The organism is Mycolicibacter kumamotonensis (assembly GCF_002086285.1).
GTDB lineage: Bacteria > Actinomycetota > Actinomycetes > Mycobacteriales > Mycobacteriaceae > Mycobacterium > Mycobacterium kumamotonense.
On sequence record NZ_MVHU01000033.1, the window covers coordinates 15,564 to 31,096 of the forward strand.

The following is a 15,533-nucleotide window of genomic DNA, read 5'->3' on the forward strand; positions in this document are numbered from 1 at the left end:
TGGTGGACGGGCCCCGGTCGGTTGACGATACGGCAGTCTAAGCCGTTTCGCATGGCTGCCGGGGTCCCGTGTCCCGAGTGCTCGCTACTGCAGGTGTCTGCTCGAGTGGGCTTCTGAGCCGCCTCGCAGCTCAGCCGAGCCGGGCCGCCCGGTTCACCGCCGAGACCACCGCCCGCAGCGACGCCGTGGTGATCGACGACGCGATCCCGACCCCCCAGACCACGCTCTCGCCGATCTTCGCCTCCACATAGGCCGCTGCTTGGGCTTCCTCGCCGGCGCTCATCGCGTGCTCGGAGTAGTCAAGCACGTGCACGTGCACGTCCACCTGGGCCAGTGCATCGACGAACGCGGCCAGCGGACCGTTGCCCGCCCCGGCGATCTCGGTCTCCACGCCGTCGATCAAGACGGTGGCCTCGATACGGTCGGTGCCGTCGTCGGTCTCGGCGGCGATCACCCGCTGCCGCATCCGTTCCAGCGGCCGGATCGGGTTGAGGTATTCGTCGGCGAAGGCGTCCCACATCTCCTTGGGCGTGACCTCACCGCCTTCGCCGTCGGTCAGCTGCTGGATCACCTTGGAGAACTCGATCTGTAGCCGGCGCGGCAGCACCAGCCCGTGATCGGTCTTCATCACATAGGCCACGCCGCCCTTGCCGGATTGCGAGTTGACCCGGATCACCGCCTCGTAGGTGCGGCCCACGTCGCGGGGGTCGATCGGCAGGTAAGGCACCTGCCACAAGATGTCGTCGACGTCGGCGTCGGCGGCATCGGCGTCGATCTTCATCTGGTCCAAGCCCTTGTTGATGGCGTCCTGGTGGCTGCCGGAGAACGCGGTGTAGACCAGGTCGCCGCCGTAGGGGTGACGCTCGGGCACGTTGAGCTGGTTGCAGTACTCGACGGTGCGGCGGATCTCGTCGATGTTGGAAAAGTCGATCTGCGGGTCCACGCCGCGGGAGAACAGGTTCAGACCCAGCGTCACCAGGCAGACGTTGCCGGTGCGTTCGCCGTTGCCGAACAGGCAGCCCTCGATCCGGTCCGCGCCGGCCTGATACCCCAGTTCGGCTGCGGCGACGGCGGTACCGCGGTCGTTGTGCGGGTGCAGGCTCAGGATCACCGAGTCACGCCGCTTCAGGTTGCGGTGCATCCACTCGATCGAGTCGGCGTAGACGTTCGGGGTGGCCATCTCCACGGTGGCCGGCAGGTTGAAGATGATCGGGTTGTCCGGCGTCGGCTCGATGACGTCGCCGACGGCGTCGCAGACCTGCTTGGCGTACTCCAGCTCGGTCCCGGTGTAGGACTCCGGTGAGTACTCGTAGCGCCACCGGGTGTCCGGGTACTTGGCCGCCTCCTGCAGGCACTTGCGCGCCCCGGCCACCGCGATCTCTTGTACCGCCGCCCGGTCGGCGCGGAACACCACCCGGCGCTGCAGGACCGACGTCGAGTTGTAGAAGTGCACGATCACGTTCTTGGCGCCCGCGCACGCCTCGAAGGTGCGCTCGATGAGCTCGTCGCGGCATTGCGTCAGCACCTGCAGGGTGACGTCGTCGGGGACGGCGCCGTCGGTGATGATCTCGCGGACGAAGTCGAAGTCGGTCTGGCTGGCCGACGGGAACCCGACCTCGATCTCCTTGTAGCCCATGGTCACCAGCAGGTCGAACATCCGCCGCTTGCGGGCCGGGCTCATCGGGTCGATCAGCGCCTGGTTGCCGTCACGCAGATCCACCGCGCACCACAGCGGGGCGCGCTCGATGACGCGGTCGGGCCAGGTGCGGTCGAAGGGAACCGCCGCTGCGCCCAGCGCCGGGCTGCCGCCCGGCACCTCCTCGGCGAAGCTGCGGTAGCGGCGGACCGGCATCGCCGAGCCGCGCTGGGTGTTCCAGGAGGGTTGGCCGGGATTGGGCGGACCGGCAGGTTTGGTGATGCCTCGACCCGAGGTGAATGCGTCGGGAGACGGCTGGGAAAAACTGGTCACGGTGATTGCTCCGGGGTTCTCAGATGGATTCAGACCGGCGCATCGCGAACACCCGCGACGGGAAGCCGGTCTGGATCAGACCCCGCCGCGGCGTCCGAGAAGGAGCACCCGCTGCACATCGTGCAGTTTACGCGCTCAGACGGCGTTGACAGAAAACGGCCCCGGGCGCAGCGTCAACGCCGCAACCGGCTTCCCCTATCCTGGGACAAGCCCAGTGAGGAAGGGACGAAAAGTGGCGCTCGTCGTGCAGAAATACGGCGGATCATCGGTGGCTGACGCCGAACGGGTCCGCCGCGTCGCCGAGCGCATCGTCGAGACCAAGAAAGCCGGCGACCACGTCGTCGTGGTCTGCTCGGCGATGGGCGACACCACCGACGACCTCCTGGATCTCGCTCAGCAGGTCTCCTCCGCCCCGCCGGCCCGTGAGCTCGACATGCTGCTCACCGCCGGGGAGCGGATCTCCAACGCCCTGGTGGCGATGGCAATCGAGGAGCTGGGCTGCAACGCCCGGTCCTTCACCGGGTCGCAGGCCGGGGTGATCACCACCGGTGTGCACGGCAAGGCCAAGATCATCGACGTCACCCCCGGTCGGCTGCAGGCCGCCCTGGGCGAAGACCAGGTGGTGCTGGTCGCCGGCTTCCAAGGCGTCAGCCAGGACACCAAGGACGTCACCACCCTGGGCCGCGGCGGCTCGGACACCACCGCGGTGGCGCTGGCCGCGGCGCTGAACGCCGACGTCTGTGAGATCTACACCGACGTCGATGGCATCTTCAGCGCCGACCCGCGCATCGTGCCCAATGCCCGCCGCCTGGACACCGTCTCCTTCGAGGAGATGCTCGAACTCGCAGCGTGCGGCGCCAAGGTGCTGATGTTGCGTTGCGTGGAGTACGCCCGGCGCTACCACCTGCCCATTCACGTCCGGTCCTCCTACTCGGACAAGCCCGGCACCATCGTTTCCGGATCGATCAAGGACATCCCCATGGAAGACGCCCTCCTGACCGGAGTCGCACACGACCGCAGCGAAGCCAAGGTGACGGTGGTCGGCATTCCCGACCTGCCCGGCTACGCCGCCAAGATCTTCCGCGGCGTCGCCGACGCCGACATCAACATCGACATGGTGTTGCAGAACGTCTCCAAGGTGGAGGGCGGCAAGACCGACATCACCTTCACCTGCCCGCGCGACAACGGCCCGGCCGCGGTGGCCAAGCTGGAATCGCTCAAGGCCGAGATCGGCTTCACCGAGGTGCTCTACGACGATCACGTCGGCAAGGTGTCGCTGATCGGCGCCGGGATGCGCAGCCACCCGGGCGTGACGGCCACGTTCTGTGAGACGTTGGCCGACAACGGCGTCAACATCGACCTGATCTCCACCTCCGAGATCCGGATCTCGGTGCTGGTCGCCGAGGCCGACCTGGACAAAGCCGTCCGCTCACTGCACGAGGCGTTCGGGCTGGGCAGCGACGAGCAGGCCACGGTCTACGGCGGGACGGGGCGCTAAATGGTTTCCATCGGAGTGGTCGGCGCCACCGGCCAGGTCGGCCAGGTGATGCGCACCCTGTTGGAGGAGCGCGACTTTCCCGCCGATGAGGTGCGGTTCTTCGCCTCGGCGCGCTCGGCGGGGCGCAAGCTGGCGTTCCGCGGCGCCGAGATCGAGGTCGAGGACGCCGAGACGGCCGACCCGACCGGGCTGGACATCGCCTTGTTCTCCGCCGGTGGGGCGATGTCGAAGGTGCAGGCGCCGCGCTTCGCCGCCGCCGGGGTGACGGTGATCGACAACTCGTCGGCCTGGCGCAAGGACCCCGACGTGCCGCTGGTGGTCTCGGAGGTGAACTTCGAGCGTGATGTGCGGGGCAAGCGCCTGGCCAAGGGCATCATCGCCAACCCGAACTGCACCACGATGGCCGCGATGCCGGTGCTCAAGCCGCTGCACGACGAGGCGGGCCTGACCCGGCTGATCGTCTCGACCTACCAGGCGGTCTCGGGCAGCGGGCTGGCCGGCGTGCAGGAGCTCGCCGAGCAGATCCGCGCGGTCGCCGACGGCGCGGAACAGTTGGTGCACGACGGCGGGGCGGTCGACTTTCCGCCGCCGAACAAGTACATCGCGCCGATCGCATTCAACGTGGTGGCGCTGGCGGGCAGTTATGTCGACGACGGTTCCGGTGAGACCGACGAGGACCAGAAGCTGCGCTTCGAGAGTCGCAAGATCCTCGGCGTCCCAGACCTTTTGGTGAGCGGCACCTGTGTTCGGGTGCCGGTGTTCACCGGGCACTCGCTGTCGATCAACGCCGAATTCGCCCGGCCGCTCTCCCCGGAGCGGGCCGCCGAATTGCTCGCCGACGCCCCGGGCGTGACGCTGACCGACGTGCCGACCCCGTTGGCCGCCGCCGGCGCCGACGACTCCCTGGTGGGCCGGATCCGGGTCGACCCCGGCGCACCCGAGGGGCGCGGTCTAGCGTTGTTCGTCTCCGGGGACAACCTGCGTAAAGGTGCGGCGCTCAACACGATCCAGATCGCAGAACTGCTGGCCGGGTCTTCCGGATCCTGACCCCCCCGAGGCGCCGAACGTGCACCGGCTGCGAAAGACCGCGCGGAATTTCGCAGTGGCTGCACGCTCGGTGGGGGCTGTCGCTCTGCTGGTCTGCCCGCCCGCACACGCCGAACCGCCGGCTCCGATCCCACTCCCGGTGCTCTGGCCGCTGGCCGAAGGGCAGGTGGTCCGGATCGGGCCGAGCGCCGGAACCGGCACGCCCACCGGTGATTACGGCATCGGCGCCACCGATCTCTGCGAATTCATGGAGTTCCCCACTGCGGTGCTGCAGATCTGCGGGGACAGCTTCGCCGGCCAGGGCGTCGGGTTCGGCGGTTGGTATTCGCCGATAGCCCTGCGCCTGGATCCGGACTCGGTCGACGACTCCGCCGGGGTGCGCTACACCGGGGTGATCGGGGTGGACAAGCCACTGCTGGCAGACCCGACGCCGGCCGGCTGCACGCAGCTGCCGGCGGGGATCGTCTCGATCAACCGGAGCAACTACCTGATGGTGACCACCGCCAAGATGCTGGTGCCTCAGACGTCACGTCTGGTGAAAGCCGATCCGGCGCAACCGGGCTGGCAGACGGTGCCGGGTTCAGTGCGACCGGCCTCCTACCAGGATTTCGGCCAGTCCCAGATCAGCGGTTACTACGACCCGATTCCGACGCCGGATTCGGTTACCGGTTGGGTGTATGTGGTCGCCAACAACTTCGATCGCAGCGCCGCGGTGACGCTGTACCGGGTCAGCCCGGACAAGTTCACCGACCGGTCGGCCTGGCAGGGCTGGGCGAGCGACAAGGGCTGGGGTCACAAGCCCACACCGCTGTGGAACGACCAGATCGGCGAGCTGAGCCTGCGCCAGATCGACGGCAGGCCGGTGCTGTCCTACTTCAACGGCACCACCGGCAACATGGAAGTCCGGGTGGCCTACGAGCCGACCGGCCTGGGAACCGCCCCGGTGACCACCGTGGTGCAGCACACCGAGTGGCCGGATCCGCCGGTGTCCGTGGAGACCCTGCCCTCACCGTTCGACAACCGGCTGGCCCAGCCCTACGGCGGCTACATCTCGCCCGGGTCGACCCTGGACGAGCTGCGGGTGTTCATCAGCCAGTGGAACACCGAGCCCCGACATCGGGCTCCCTACCGGGTGATCCAGTTCGCGGTCAATCCGTTCAAACCGTGGTCGGTCAGTTGAACAGGCCCCACAGGTCCGTCCAGAAGTCGCCGCCCGACCCGGAGTCGCCGAGGAGATCGAGGCCCGCGTCGGCCGATCCGAACGGGGTGCCGTCCGGCGCGTAGTCCTGGATGTTGTCGCCGAGGGCGCTCGCGACATTGCTGCTGCTCCCGTCCCAGCCGGCATAGGCGATGGCGTGCAGGCCCTCGGCGGTGGCGGTGTTGAAGTGGCTGTCGTAGACGCCCGGCACGACAGAAGCGCCCGCGTGTGCGACGGCATAGTCGCCGGTAGCGGTCGCTACGTTGCCGTTGCCCCACGCCGCCGAAGCGCTGGCGTGATCGCCTAGCGCGGACGCATAGTTGAACGACCCGGTGTCTCCGACCACGGCGTTGCTGTGGTCGCCCTGCGCCGAGGCGTAGTTGAAGAAACCGCTCATGGCGTTGGCGTTGGCGAACTCCCCGTAGGCGAAGGCGACGTTGCAGAAGCTCGAGCTCGCGCTCGCGTTGCCGAGAGACAACAAGTCGAACCCGCTGATCGACAGTGCAATGTTGCCGAAGTCATCGGGGAGGGTCGGTGCTGTCGCGGCCGCCGTACCCACCGTGGCGACGGCGTCGCCGAGGTCCGCGGCGGCCAGCGCGCCGGCGACACCCAACGCACCGGCGCCGCCGTCAGCCGAGAGTGTTCCCGCCCCGGCCATCGGTGTGGCTGCCAAGGCGGCCCCGACCCCCAGTCCCAGCGCCAGCATGCCGAGACCGCTGACTCGCTTCACATTCCCCATGTTCGTGCCTTCCCCTACTTTCCAGCCGACCTGGCTGGTGTAGTCCTGACGCTAGAAGCGCAACGCACGGCTGCGATACAGGGTTTTCCCTGGACTTTCTGAAGTGCTGTACAGGGTCGGGTCGGGGTAGCCCCCGACCCGATGGCCCCCACGGCTCATAGCCGACGCATAGCCAGCACCTAGCGGTGCCGGGTGTTGCCCTCGCACGATGTCAACCATGAGCGAAACACCTGAAACCACGAACCCCCCGGCCGGGCCGCCGGGCCCGGGAGAGCAGAAGCCGTACTGGGTCTACCGACTCGCCGCCTGGGTCGCCATCGTCGCCGGGGTCGTCTTCATCGTCTCGTCGATCTTCTTCGCCGGTGTCTGGGCCAGTCATGGCGGGCCGCGCGGGCACCACTGCCACCACGGCCACCACCACGGGGCCATGCATCACGACGGGTTCCACCGGGGCTTTCACCACGGTCCCCATCGCGGTCCCGGCCCCATGGCCCCTGCCGGCCCGGAAGGCCCGGGCCCGAGCGAGGTCCCCCCGTCGGTCACCCACTCGCCGGCGCCCACCCGCGGCCGGTAACCGGCCCGGCCACGATCAACCAGCCGCCGCCCCTCCCGAAGGGCGGCGGCTGGCGTCGTCCTCAGGCATGATGGGGCGATATGACCGAGACACCAGAAACCCCGCCGCCGCCACCCCCGCCGCCGGTGGCCAAGCCGAACCGGCTGTTCCAGGTCGCAGCCTGGGTGGTGATCATCGCCGGAACCGTCTTCGTCGCCGCGGTGGTCTTCTGCACAGGCGTCTACCTCAGCGATAACGGGTGGCAAGGGGACCGTCACGGACCCTGCATGATGCATCATCACGGTCCGCCGATGGGTCCCGGCTTCGGGCCCGCCGGCCCGGGCAACGAGCCGGGTTGGCCCGGCTTCCGTCCGGCCGGCCCCGGCAACGGCCCGGGCGGCCCGGGCGGTCCGCCGCCCCCGCCGGTCCCGCCGCACCGTTAATCGGCTCTGGAAACGCGAATGCCCCCGGATCCCAAGGGGTTCGGAGGACACTCCCGGTTGCGCCCACCTGAAACGGAGACACCGATGACCGAGCACTACACCACCACCGAGGCCGGCGCACCGGCACCGAGTGACAGCGATGCGCTGACGGTCGGCCCGGACGGCCCGATCCTGCTGCAGGACCATTACCTGCTCGAACAGATGGCGATGTTCAACCGGGAACGCACCCCGGAACGCCAGCCGCACGCCAAGGGCGGCGGGGCATTCGGGCGTCTCGAGGTGACGGCCGATGTCAGCGCCTACACCCGGGCGGCGGTGTTTGCGCAAGGCGCCGAGACCGAGATGCTGGCCCGGTTCTCCACCGTCGCCGGGGAACGCGGCAGCCCCGACACCTGGCGCGACGTGCGCGGCTTTGCGCTCAAGTTCTACACCTCCGAGGGCAACTTCGACATCGTCGGCAACAACACCCCGATCTTCTTCTTCCGCGACCCGATGAAGTTCCAGCACTTCATCCGGTCCCAAAAGCGCCTGGTGGCAAGCAATCTGCGCGATCACCACATGCAGTGGGACTTCTGGACCCTCAGCCCGGAATCGGCGCACCAGGTGACCTATTTGATGGGGGATCGGGGCCTGCCGAAATCCTGGCGGCACATGAACGGCTACGGCAGCCACACCTACAGCTGGATCAATGCCGCCGGCGAGATCTCGTGGGTCAAATACCACTTCATCAGTGACCAGGGTGTGGAGAACCTCACCCAACAGGAGGGAGATCGGCTTGCGGGAGCCGACGCCGACTTCCACCAGCGCGATCTGTACGACGCCATCGAACGCGGCGAACATCCCAGCTGGGCGGTGAAGGTGCAGATCATGCCCTTCGAGGAGGCCAAGACCTACCGGCTCAACCCGTTCGATCTGACCAAGGTGTGGCCGCACGCCGACTACCCGCTGATCGACGTCGGACGTTTCACGCTGGACCGCAACGTCACCGACTACCACGCGGAGATCGAGCAGGCGGCGTTCGAACCCAGCAACACCGTGCCAGGCACCGGGCTGAGTCCCGACAAGATGCTGCTGGCCCGCGGCTTCTCCTACGCCGACGCCCACCGCGCCAGGATCGGCACCAACTACAACCAGCTGCCGGTCAACGCCCCGAAGACGGACGTGCACGCCTACTCCAAAGACGGCGCCATGCGGTTCCGCTACGCGAGTGATCCGGTGTACGCGCCGAACTCGGTCGGTGGGCCGGTGGCCGACCCGGCCCGGGCCGCCGAGGTGCGCTGGCACGCCGACGGCGACATGGTGCGCGCGGCGTACACACTGCGCGAATACGACGACGACTTCGGCCAAGCCGGCACGCTGGTTCGTCACGTCTTCGACGAGGAGCAGCGAGAGCGGCTGGCCGCCAACATCATTGGGCATGTTTCCGCCGGCGTGCGCGAGCCGGTGCTGTCGCGGGTGTTCGAGTACTGGCGCAACGTCGACGAGGATCTGGGCCGCACCGTGGAAGCCGGGGTCAAGGCGAATCTCTCCTGACGGGCGGGCCGCCGGCCTGGCATGATCGAGCCATGAGCATCACAGTGGTTTTCGCCACCGAGTCGACCGCGACCGGCGGTGGTCGAGACGGCCACGTCCACTCCGCGACCGGCCGCATCGACCTGGACACCCGTCCGCCGCGCGAGCTGGGCGGCAACGGTGAGGGCACCAATCCCGAGGAACTGTTCTCCGCGGGTTACGCGGCGTGTTTCCTGGGAGCGTTGCGGCTGGTGGCGCGCCGGTCGGCGGTCGCGCTGGACGACGCCACCAACGTCACCGTCCAGGTCGCCCTGGGCAAGGACACCGCCACCGAGGAATTCGGCCTGACCGGCACCATCATCGGGAGTCTGCCGGGGTTGTCGCAGGCCGTCGCCGACGACCTGATGGCGCAGGCCCACGAGGTGTGCCCATACTCGCGGGCCACCCGCGGCAACGCCGACTTCACCGTTTCGGCGAAGGTCTAGCGTGCGGGGCGCCGCGACGGTGGTGGTGGCGGGCCTGGGTCTGGCGCTCGCGGGCGCCCCGGCCGTCGCGGCCCGGCCCTCCGATCCGGGCGTGGTGTCCTACGCCGTGCTGCCGAAAGGATCCGTCGGCAACATCGTCGGCGCCCCGATGGGGTGGGAAGCGGTGTCCGGGCAGCCTTTCCAGGCGTTCTGGGTCGACGACCCCGCCTGCAACAACTGGGCCGACATCGGCCTGCCCGAGGTCTACAACGATCCCGACCTGGCCTCCTACAACAGCGCGATCACCCAGACCTCGGCCGGCGACCAGGGACACTACGTCAAACAGGCGGTCGGGGTGTTCGCCACCGAGGCCGCCGCCGAGCGGGCCTTCCACCGCATCACCGACCGCACCGCCGGGTGCTCGGGGCGCACCACCGCGATGCACCTCGACACCGGCGCCACGCAGGTCTGGGCGTTCGACGGCGGCCCGCCCGGCGTCGCCGACGCCGCCTGGACCAAGCAGGAGGCCGACACCGACCGTCGCTGCTTCAACCAGACCCGCCTGCGGGCGAACGTGCTGTTACAGGCCAAGGTCTGCCAGTCCGGCAACGCGGGTCCAGCGGTAAACGTGCTGGCAGGGGCGATGCAGAACACCCTGGGCCAGTAAACGGGAGGCGACTTGTCGGGCGGCTCCGGTAGCGTCGGGGAGATCGACAGGCGGAGGGGTTGATATATGGCGCTCGCCGCGGCGACACCACTGTCCCGCGCCGATGAGTCGCGCCCCGGTGAGGCCGACCTGTCCGGTGCCGCCGATGCCGCCGACTACATCGCCGCTCGCTGCCTCAGCGACGCGCCGCTGGGCCGGGTGGGTCTGGAGATCGAGGCGCACTGTTTCGACCCCGCCGATCCGCTCCGCCGCCCCGGCTGGTCCGAGATCGGAGAGGTGCTGGATTCCGTGCCGGTGTTGCCCGGCGCCAGCCGCGTCACGGTGGAACCCGGCGGCGCGGTGGAGCTTTCCAGCCCGCCACTGATGGGGGCGGTCGCCGCGATCGAGGCGATGGCCACCGACCAAACGGTGCTGCGCTCGGCGTTCGCCGAGGCCGGGCTGGGGTTGGTGTCCCTCGGTGCCGACCCGCTGCGACCGGTGGGTCGGGTCAACCCCGGCGCGCGCTACGCCGCGATGGAGCAGTTCTTCGCCGCCAGCCACACCGGCTCGGCGGGGGCGGCGATGATGACGTCGACGGCCTCGGTGCAGCTCAACCTCGATGCCGGGCCGCGGGCCGGCTGGGCCGACCGGGTGCGGCTGGCCCACGCGCTCGGTCCGACGATGGTCGCGATCGCCGCCAACTCCCCGCTCTTGGGCGGGGAGTTCTCCGGTTGGCGGTCCACTCGGCAACGAGTGTGGAGCCGGCTGGACTCGGCGCGCTGCGGCCCGGTCCTGGGCCTTGACGGCACCGATCCCGCCGCGGACTGGGCGCGGTATGCGCTGACGGCGCCGGTGATGCTGGTGCACGCCCCGGAGGCCATCCCGGTCAGCCGCTTCGTGCCGTTCGCGCACTGGGCCGACGGGCGGGTGATGTTGGGCGATCGCCGCGCCGGCATCGCCGACCTGGACTACCACCTGACCACATTGTTCCCGCCGGTGCGGCCCCGCGGGTGGCTGGAGATCCGCTACCTGGACAGCCTCGGTGACGCGCTGTGGCCGGCGGTCGTCTTCACCTTGGCGACCCTGCTCGACGATCCGGTGGCCGCCGACGCCGCCGCCGAGGCCGTCGGGCCGGTCGCGACCGCGTGGGACGTCGCCGCCCGGATCGGCCTGGCCGACCCGCGCCTGCACAACGCCGCGCTGCGGTGCGTGGGGCTGGTGGCCGATCAGGCGCCGGCGTCCCTGCGCGACGGGATGGACCACCTGGTGGCGATGGTCGAACGGGCCCGCTGTCCGGCCGACGACATCGCCGACGAGGCGGACCGCACCGGCGTTCCCGCGACGGTGGCCCGGCTGGCGCGAAGGCAATAGTGAGCACACCGGAGACGCTGGCCCGCGATTTGACCCGGGCACGCGAGCGCACGCTGGCGCTCGTCGACTTCGACGACGCCGAACTGCGCCGCCAGTACGACCCGTTGATGAGCCCGCTGGTGTGGGATCTGGCCCATATTGGTCAGCAGGAAGAACTGTTTCTGCTGCGCGGCGGGGATCCGGACCGGCCCGGGATCCTGCCGGCCGACGTCGAGGGCCTCTACGACGCGTTCATCCACCCGCGGGCCAGCCGCGTCGACCTGCCGCTGCTGGACCCGGAGCAAGCCCGGAAATATTGCGCCACCGTGCGTTCCAAGGTCTTCGACAAACTGGACGCGCTGGCCGCTGACTTCCGGGACGGCTTCGTGTTCGGTCTGGTGCTCAGCCATGAACACCAGCACGACGAGACCATGCTGCAGGCACTGAACCTGCGCACCGGCGCACCGCTGCTCGATGCGGCCGCCCCGCTGCCGGCCGGGCGGCCCGGGCTGGCCGGGACCTCGGTGCTGGTGCCCGCCGGCGAGTTCGTGCTCGGCGTCGATGCCTCCGATGAGCCGTTCGCGCTCGACAATGAGCGGCCCGCGCACCGGGTCGAGGTGGCGGCATTCCGGATCGGCCGGGTACCGGTGACCAACCGCGAATGGCGGGCGTTCATCGACGACGGCGGCTACCGGCAGCCCCGGTGGTGGACCGAGCGCGGATGGAACCACCGGGTTCAGGCCGACCTGACCGCACCGCAATTCTGGAGCCCCGACCACGCCTCGCGGACCCGGTTCGGTCGTGTCGAGGACCTTCCCGACGACGAGCCGGTGCAGCATGTCAGCTACTTCGAGGCGCAGGCCTACGCGAAGTGGGTCGGTGCTCGGCTGCCCACCGAGATCGAATGGGAGAAGGCCTGCGCCTGGGACCCGGGTGCGGCCACCCGCCGTCGCCGCCCGTGGGGCGAGGGCGCCGCGACGGCAGAGCTGGCCAACCTGGGCGGGGCGGCACTGCGCCCGGCCCCGGTCGGGGCCTACCCCGGCGGTGCGTCGGCCTACGGGGCCGAACAGATGCTCGGCGATGTGTGGGAGTGGACCAGTTCACCGCTGCAACCGTGGCCGGGCTTCACACCGATGATCTACCAACGCTATTCGGAACCGTTCTTCGGCGGCGACTACCGCGTGCTGCGGGGCGGATCTTGGGCGGTGGCGCCCGAGATCCTGCGGCCGAGCTTCCGTAACTGGGATCACCCGTACCGGCGGCAGATCTTCGCCGGTGTCCGTCTGGCCTGGGACGTCTGATGTGCCGACACCTGGGCTGGCTGGGCAAGCCGCGTTCGCTGGCCGAGCTGATGCTGGAGCCACCGCACGGCCTGCTGGTGCAGTCCTACGCCCCGCGCCGGCAGCGGCATGGGTTACTCAACGCCGACGGCTGGGGCGCAGGGTTTTACGACATCGCGGGCAGCGACGAGCCGCGGCGCTGGCGCAGCGCGATGCCGCTGTGGGGGGACACCTCGTTCGCGTCGGTGGCCCCGGCGTTGTCGAGTCACTGTGTGGTGGCCGCGGTGCGTTCGGCCACCGTCGGCATGCCGATCGAGGCCAGTGCCACGGCCCCGTTCACCGACGGAACGTGGCTGCTGTCGCACAACGGGGTGGTGGACACCTCCGTGCTGCCCACCTGCGCAGGCGCGGAATCTGTCTGCGACAGCGCCATTCTGGCGGCCTCGATCTTCTCCCGCGGATTGGAATCGCTCGGCGAGTTGATCATCGAGGTCGGCGCCGCCGATCCCCGGGCCCGGCTGAATATAGTGGCCGCCAACGGTTCCCGTCTGCTGGCCACCACGTGGGGGGACACCTTGTCGATGCTGCACGGTTCCGACGGCGTGGTGCTGGCCAGTGAACCATACGACGATGACCCGCGCTGGATAGATATTCCCGATCGGCACCTGATCGACGCCCGTGGCGGCGAGGTCAGTGTCACGGCGTTGGAAGGAAGTCGATGACAGGTTTCGATGCGTCAGGTGTGTCGGTCGGCGCGGTCTCGCTGTCCAACCACCTGGCGGACGACGCGGCCCGCACCGCGCTGTGCGACGACGTCCGGTACGGTCTGCGGCAGATTCCGAAAACGCTGCCGCCCAAATGGTTCTACGACGAGACCGGCAGCGATCTGTTCGATCAGATCACCCGGTTGCCCGAGTACTACCCGACCCGCGCCGAGGCGGAGATCCTGCGGCGGCACTCCGCGGAGGTGGCCTCGTTGTCCGAGGCCGACACGTTGGTCGAGTTGGGCAGCGGAACCTCGGCGAAGACCCGCATGCTGCTCGATGCGTTGCAGGCCACCGGTTCACTGCGCCGGTTCGTCCCGTTCGACGTCGACGCGGGCGTGCTGGAGACGGCCGGCGAGGCCATCGCCCGGGACTACCCGGGTGTGCGGGTAGAAGCGGTCTGCGGCGACTTCGAGCACCATTTGGGGAAAATCCCCGACGGCGGTAGGCGGCTGTTCGTGTTCCTCGGCTCCACCATCGGCAACCTGACTCCCGCGCCGCGCGCCGCCTTCCTGGCGGCTCTCGCCGAGGTGATGCACGACGGCGACGGCCTGCTGTTGGGCACCGACCTGGTCAAGGACACCGCACGGCTGGTGCGGGCCTACGACGACGCCGCGGGCGTCACCGCTGCGTTCAACCGAAACGTGCTCGCGGTGGTCAACCGGGAACTCGACGCGGACTTCGACCTGGACTCCTTCGCCCATGTGGCGCGGTGGAATTCGGCCGAGCAGCGTATCGAGATGTGGCTGCGGTCCCGCCGCGATCAGCACGTGGTGATCGCGGCGCTGGACCTGCGCGTCGACTTCGCAGCCGGGGAGGAGATGCTGACCGAGGTGTCGTCCAAGTTCCGCCCGGAGCAGGTCGCCGCCGAATTGGCCGACGCGGGCCTGCGGCGCCGGCGGTGGTGGACCGACCCGGCGGGTGATTTCGGTTTGTCGCTCGCCGTCAAATGAGCCTTGCCGACACCTGGCGCGCGGCACGCCCGCCGGTGGCCGGGCTGCACCTGGACAGCGCCGCGTGCTCACGGCAGAGCTACCCCGCCATGGCGGCCGCCGCCCGGCATGCCCGCCACGAAGCCGAGGTCGGCGGCTATGTCGCCGCCGAGGCCGCCGCACCGGTGCTCGACGCCGGCCGGGCCGCCTTCGCGGCACTGACCGGCATGGCCGGCGCCGACGTGGTGTTCACCACCGGCTCGCGGCATGCGCTGGATCTGCTGTTGTCCCGGTGGCCGGGCGGCCGCACCCTGGCCTGCCTGCCCGGTGAGTACGGACCGAACCTGGCGGTGATGGCGGCGCACGGCTTCGCCCGGCGGATGCTGCCGGTCGACGGCGCCGGGCGGTTGCTGGTCGAGGAGGCGGCGGCCGCGCTCGCCGACGACCCACCGGATCTGGTGCACCTGACCCCGGTCGGCAGTCATCGGGGACTGGTGCAGCCGTTGGCCGACATGGCGCGGGTGTGCGCCCAAGCGGGGGTGCCGCTGGTGGTCGATGCCGCTCAGGCGCTGGGCCAGATCGACTGCGCCGTCGGCGGCCCCGCTGTCTGTGCCGTCTACTCATCCTCACGCAAGTGGCTGGCCGGTCCGCGGGGGGTGGGGGCGCTGGGGGTGCGGCCCGATCTCAGCGACCGGATGCGGCCCGGGCCGGAAGCCGGTGATGTGAATGTTGCCGCGCAGGTCGGGTTTTCAGCGGCGCTGGGCGAGTATCTGGCGGCCGGGCCGGCGGCTGTGCGGGTGCGGCTGGCGGAGCTGGGTTCGCTGAGTCGGCGGGTGCTGGGCGAGGTGCTGCCGGGCTGGCGGGTGGTCGAGCCGGTCGACGAGCCGAGCGCGATCACCACCCTGGCGCCGACCGACGGTGCCGATCCGGTGGCGATACGTTCCAGCCTGATCGCCGAGCATGGGATCGTGACCACCGCGGCCGGCGTCGAACGCGCACCGCTGGAGCTGGCCGGGCCGGTGCTGCGGATCTCCCCGCACGTCGATACCACCGCCGAGGATCTGGCGGTTCTCGCGCGGGCTCTGGTGGCCGTGACCGACATCGGGTGAACCCCAGCCCTTTCGCTGACGTTAATTGA

The 15,533-nt window shown here is 69.6% G+C and carries 15 protein-coding genes; 13 read left to right on the forward strand and 2 right to left on the reverse strand.

All coding sequences use genetic code 11. The features are described from left to right. Positions 1-130 precede the first annotated feature (130 nt). Positions 131-1,969 (reverse strand): 2-isopropylmalate synthase, encoded by a 1,839-nt coding sequence (gene leuA / locus BST28_RS18335; RefSeq protein WP_083082200.1) that lies wholly within the window; start codon positions 1,967-1,969, stop codon positions 131-133. Between the two features lie 232 nt (positions 1,970-2,201). On the opposite strand from leuA, the gene BST28_RS18340 reads away from it, so the two are divergent. Genes BST28_RS18340 through BST28_RS18350 form a run of 3 tightly spaced genes read left to right on the forward strand, consistent with a single transcriptional unit; the run spans position 2,202 to position 5,694 of the window. Next, on the forward strand, positions 2,202-3,467 hold the full coding sequence (locus tag BST28_RS18340; RefSeq protein ID WP_019736922.1) for an aspartate kinase: 1,266 nt from the start codon (positions 2,202-2,204) through the stop codon (positions 3,465-3,467). Next, positions 3,468-4,514, forward strand: a complete 1,047-nt coding sequence (locus BST28_RS18345; RefSeq protein ID WP_019736923.1) for an aspartate-semialdehyde dehydrogenase — start codon at positions 3,468-3,470, stop codon at positions 4,512-4,514. It begins immediately after the preceding gene. A gap of 55 nt (positions 4,515-4,569) precedes the next feature. After that, the gene (locus tag BST28_RS18350; protein WP_083082220.1) at positions 4,570-5,694 is read left to right on the forward strand and encodes a DUF4185 domain-containing protein; all 1,125 of its coding nucleotides are present in this window, start codon (positions 4,570-4,572) and stop codon (positions 5,692-5,694) included. Here BST28_RS18350 and BST28_RS18355 read toward each other — a convergent pair. Further along, the gene (locus BST28_RS18355) at positions 5,687-6,442 is read right to left on the reverse strand and encodes a hypothetical protein (RefSeq protein ID WP_083082202.1); all 756 of its coding nucleotides are present in this window, start codon (positions 6,440-6,442) and stop codon (positions 5,687-5,689) included. The two genes, BST28_RS18350 and BST28_RS18355, sit on opposite strands and share 8 nt — an antisense overlap. Before the next feature lie 226 nt (positions 6,443-6,668). Between BST28_RS18355 and BST28_RS18360 the strand changes: the two genes are divergently transcribed. The 10 genes from BST28_RS18360 (at position 6,669) to egtE (ending at position 15,504) form a co-directional block, all read left to right on the forward strand. After that, the gene (locus BST28_RS18360; protein ID WP_065289558.1) at positions 6,669-7,025 is read left to right on the forward strand and encodes a hypothetical protein; all 357 of its coding nucleotides are present in this window, start codon (positions 6,669-6,671) and stop codon (positions 7,023-7,025) included. A gap of 80 nt (positions 7,026-7,105) precedes the next feature. Continuing rightward, positions 7,106-7,447: a hypothetical protein gene (locus BST28_RS24165; RefSeq protein WP_165758102.1), complete on the forward strand. Its 342-nt coding sequence runs from the start codon at positions 7,106-7,108 to the stop codon at positions 7,445-7,447. Positions 7,448-7,531: 84 nt separating this feature from the next. Next, positions 7,532-8,980, forward strand: coding sequence for a catalase (locus BST28_RS18365; protein ID WP_083082204.1), 1,449 nt, complete (start codon positions 7,532-7,534; stop codon positions 8,978-8,980). Positions 8,981-9,012: 32 nt separating this feature from the next. After that, on the forward strand, positions 9,013-9,444 hold the full coding sequence (locus BST28_RS18370) for an organic hydroperoxide resistance protein (protein WP_065289555.1): 432 nt from the start codon (positions 9,013-9,015) through the stop codon (positions 9,442-9,444). Between the two features lies 1 nt (position 9,445). Continuing rightward, positions 9,446-10,090 (forward strand): sensor domain-containing protein, encoded by a 645-nt coding sequence (locus BST28_RS18375; protein ID WP_083082205.1) that lies wholly within the window; start codon positions 9,446-9,448, stop codon positions 10,088-10,090. Between the two features lie 66 nt (positions 10,091-10,156). After that, positions 10,157-11,440 (forward strand): ergothioneine biosynthesis glutamate--cysteine ligase EgtA, encoded by a 1,284-nt coding sequence (gene egtA, locus BST28_RS18380; protein WP_083082207.1) that lies wholly within the window; start codon positions 10,157-10,159, stop codon positions 11,438-11,440. Then, a complete protein-coding gene (gene egtB, locus BST28_RS18385; protein WP_083082209.1) occupies positions 11,440-12,720 on the forward strand; it encodes an ergothioneine biosynthesis protein EgtB in 1,281 nt (426 codons plus the stop codon). Before egtA ends, egtB begins: the two co-directional genes overlap by 1 nt. Next, the gene (gene egtC, locus BST28_RS18390; protein WP_019738270.1) at positions 12,720-13,421 is read left to right on the forward strand and encodes an ergothioneine biosynthesis protein EgtC; all 702 of its coding nucleotides are present in this window, start codon (positions 12,720-12,722) and stop codon (positions 13,419-13,421) included. Before egtB ends, egtC begins: the two co-directional genes overlap by 1 nt. After that, on the forward strand, positions 13,418-14,416 hold the full coding sequence (gene egtD, locus BST28_RS18395) for an L-histidine N(alpha)-methyltransferase (RefSeq protein WP_052312309.1): 999 nt from the start codon (positions 13,418-13,420) through the stop codon (positions 14,414-14,416). The genes egtC and egtD overlap by 4 nt, the downstream gene beginning before the upstream one ends. Further along, complete coding sequence (gene egtE / locus BST28_RS18400; protein ID WP_083082211.1) at positions 14,413-15,504, forward strand: ergothioneine biosynthesis PLP-dependent enzyme EgtE; 1,092 nt, start codon at positions 14,413-14,415, stop codon at positions 15,502-15,504. The genes egtD and egtE overlap by 4 nt, the downstream gene beginning before the upstream one ends. Positions 15,505-15,533: the final 29 nt, after the last annotated feature.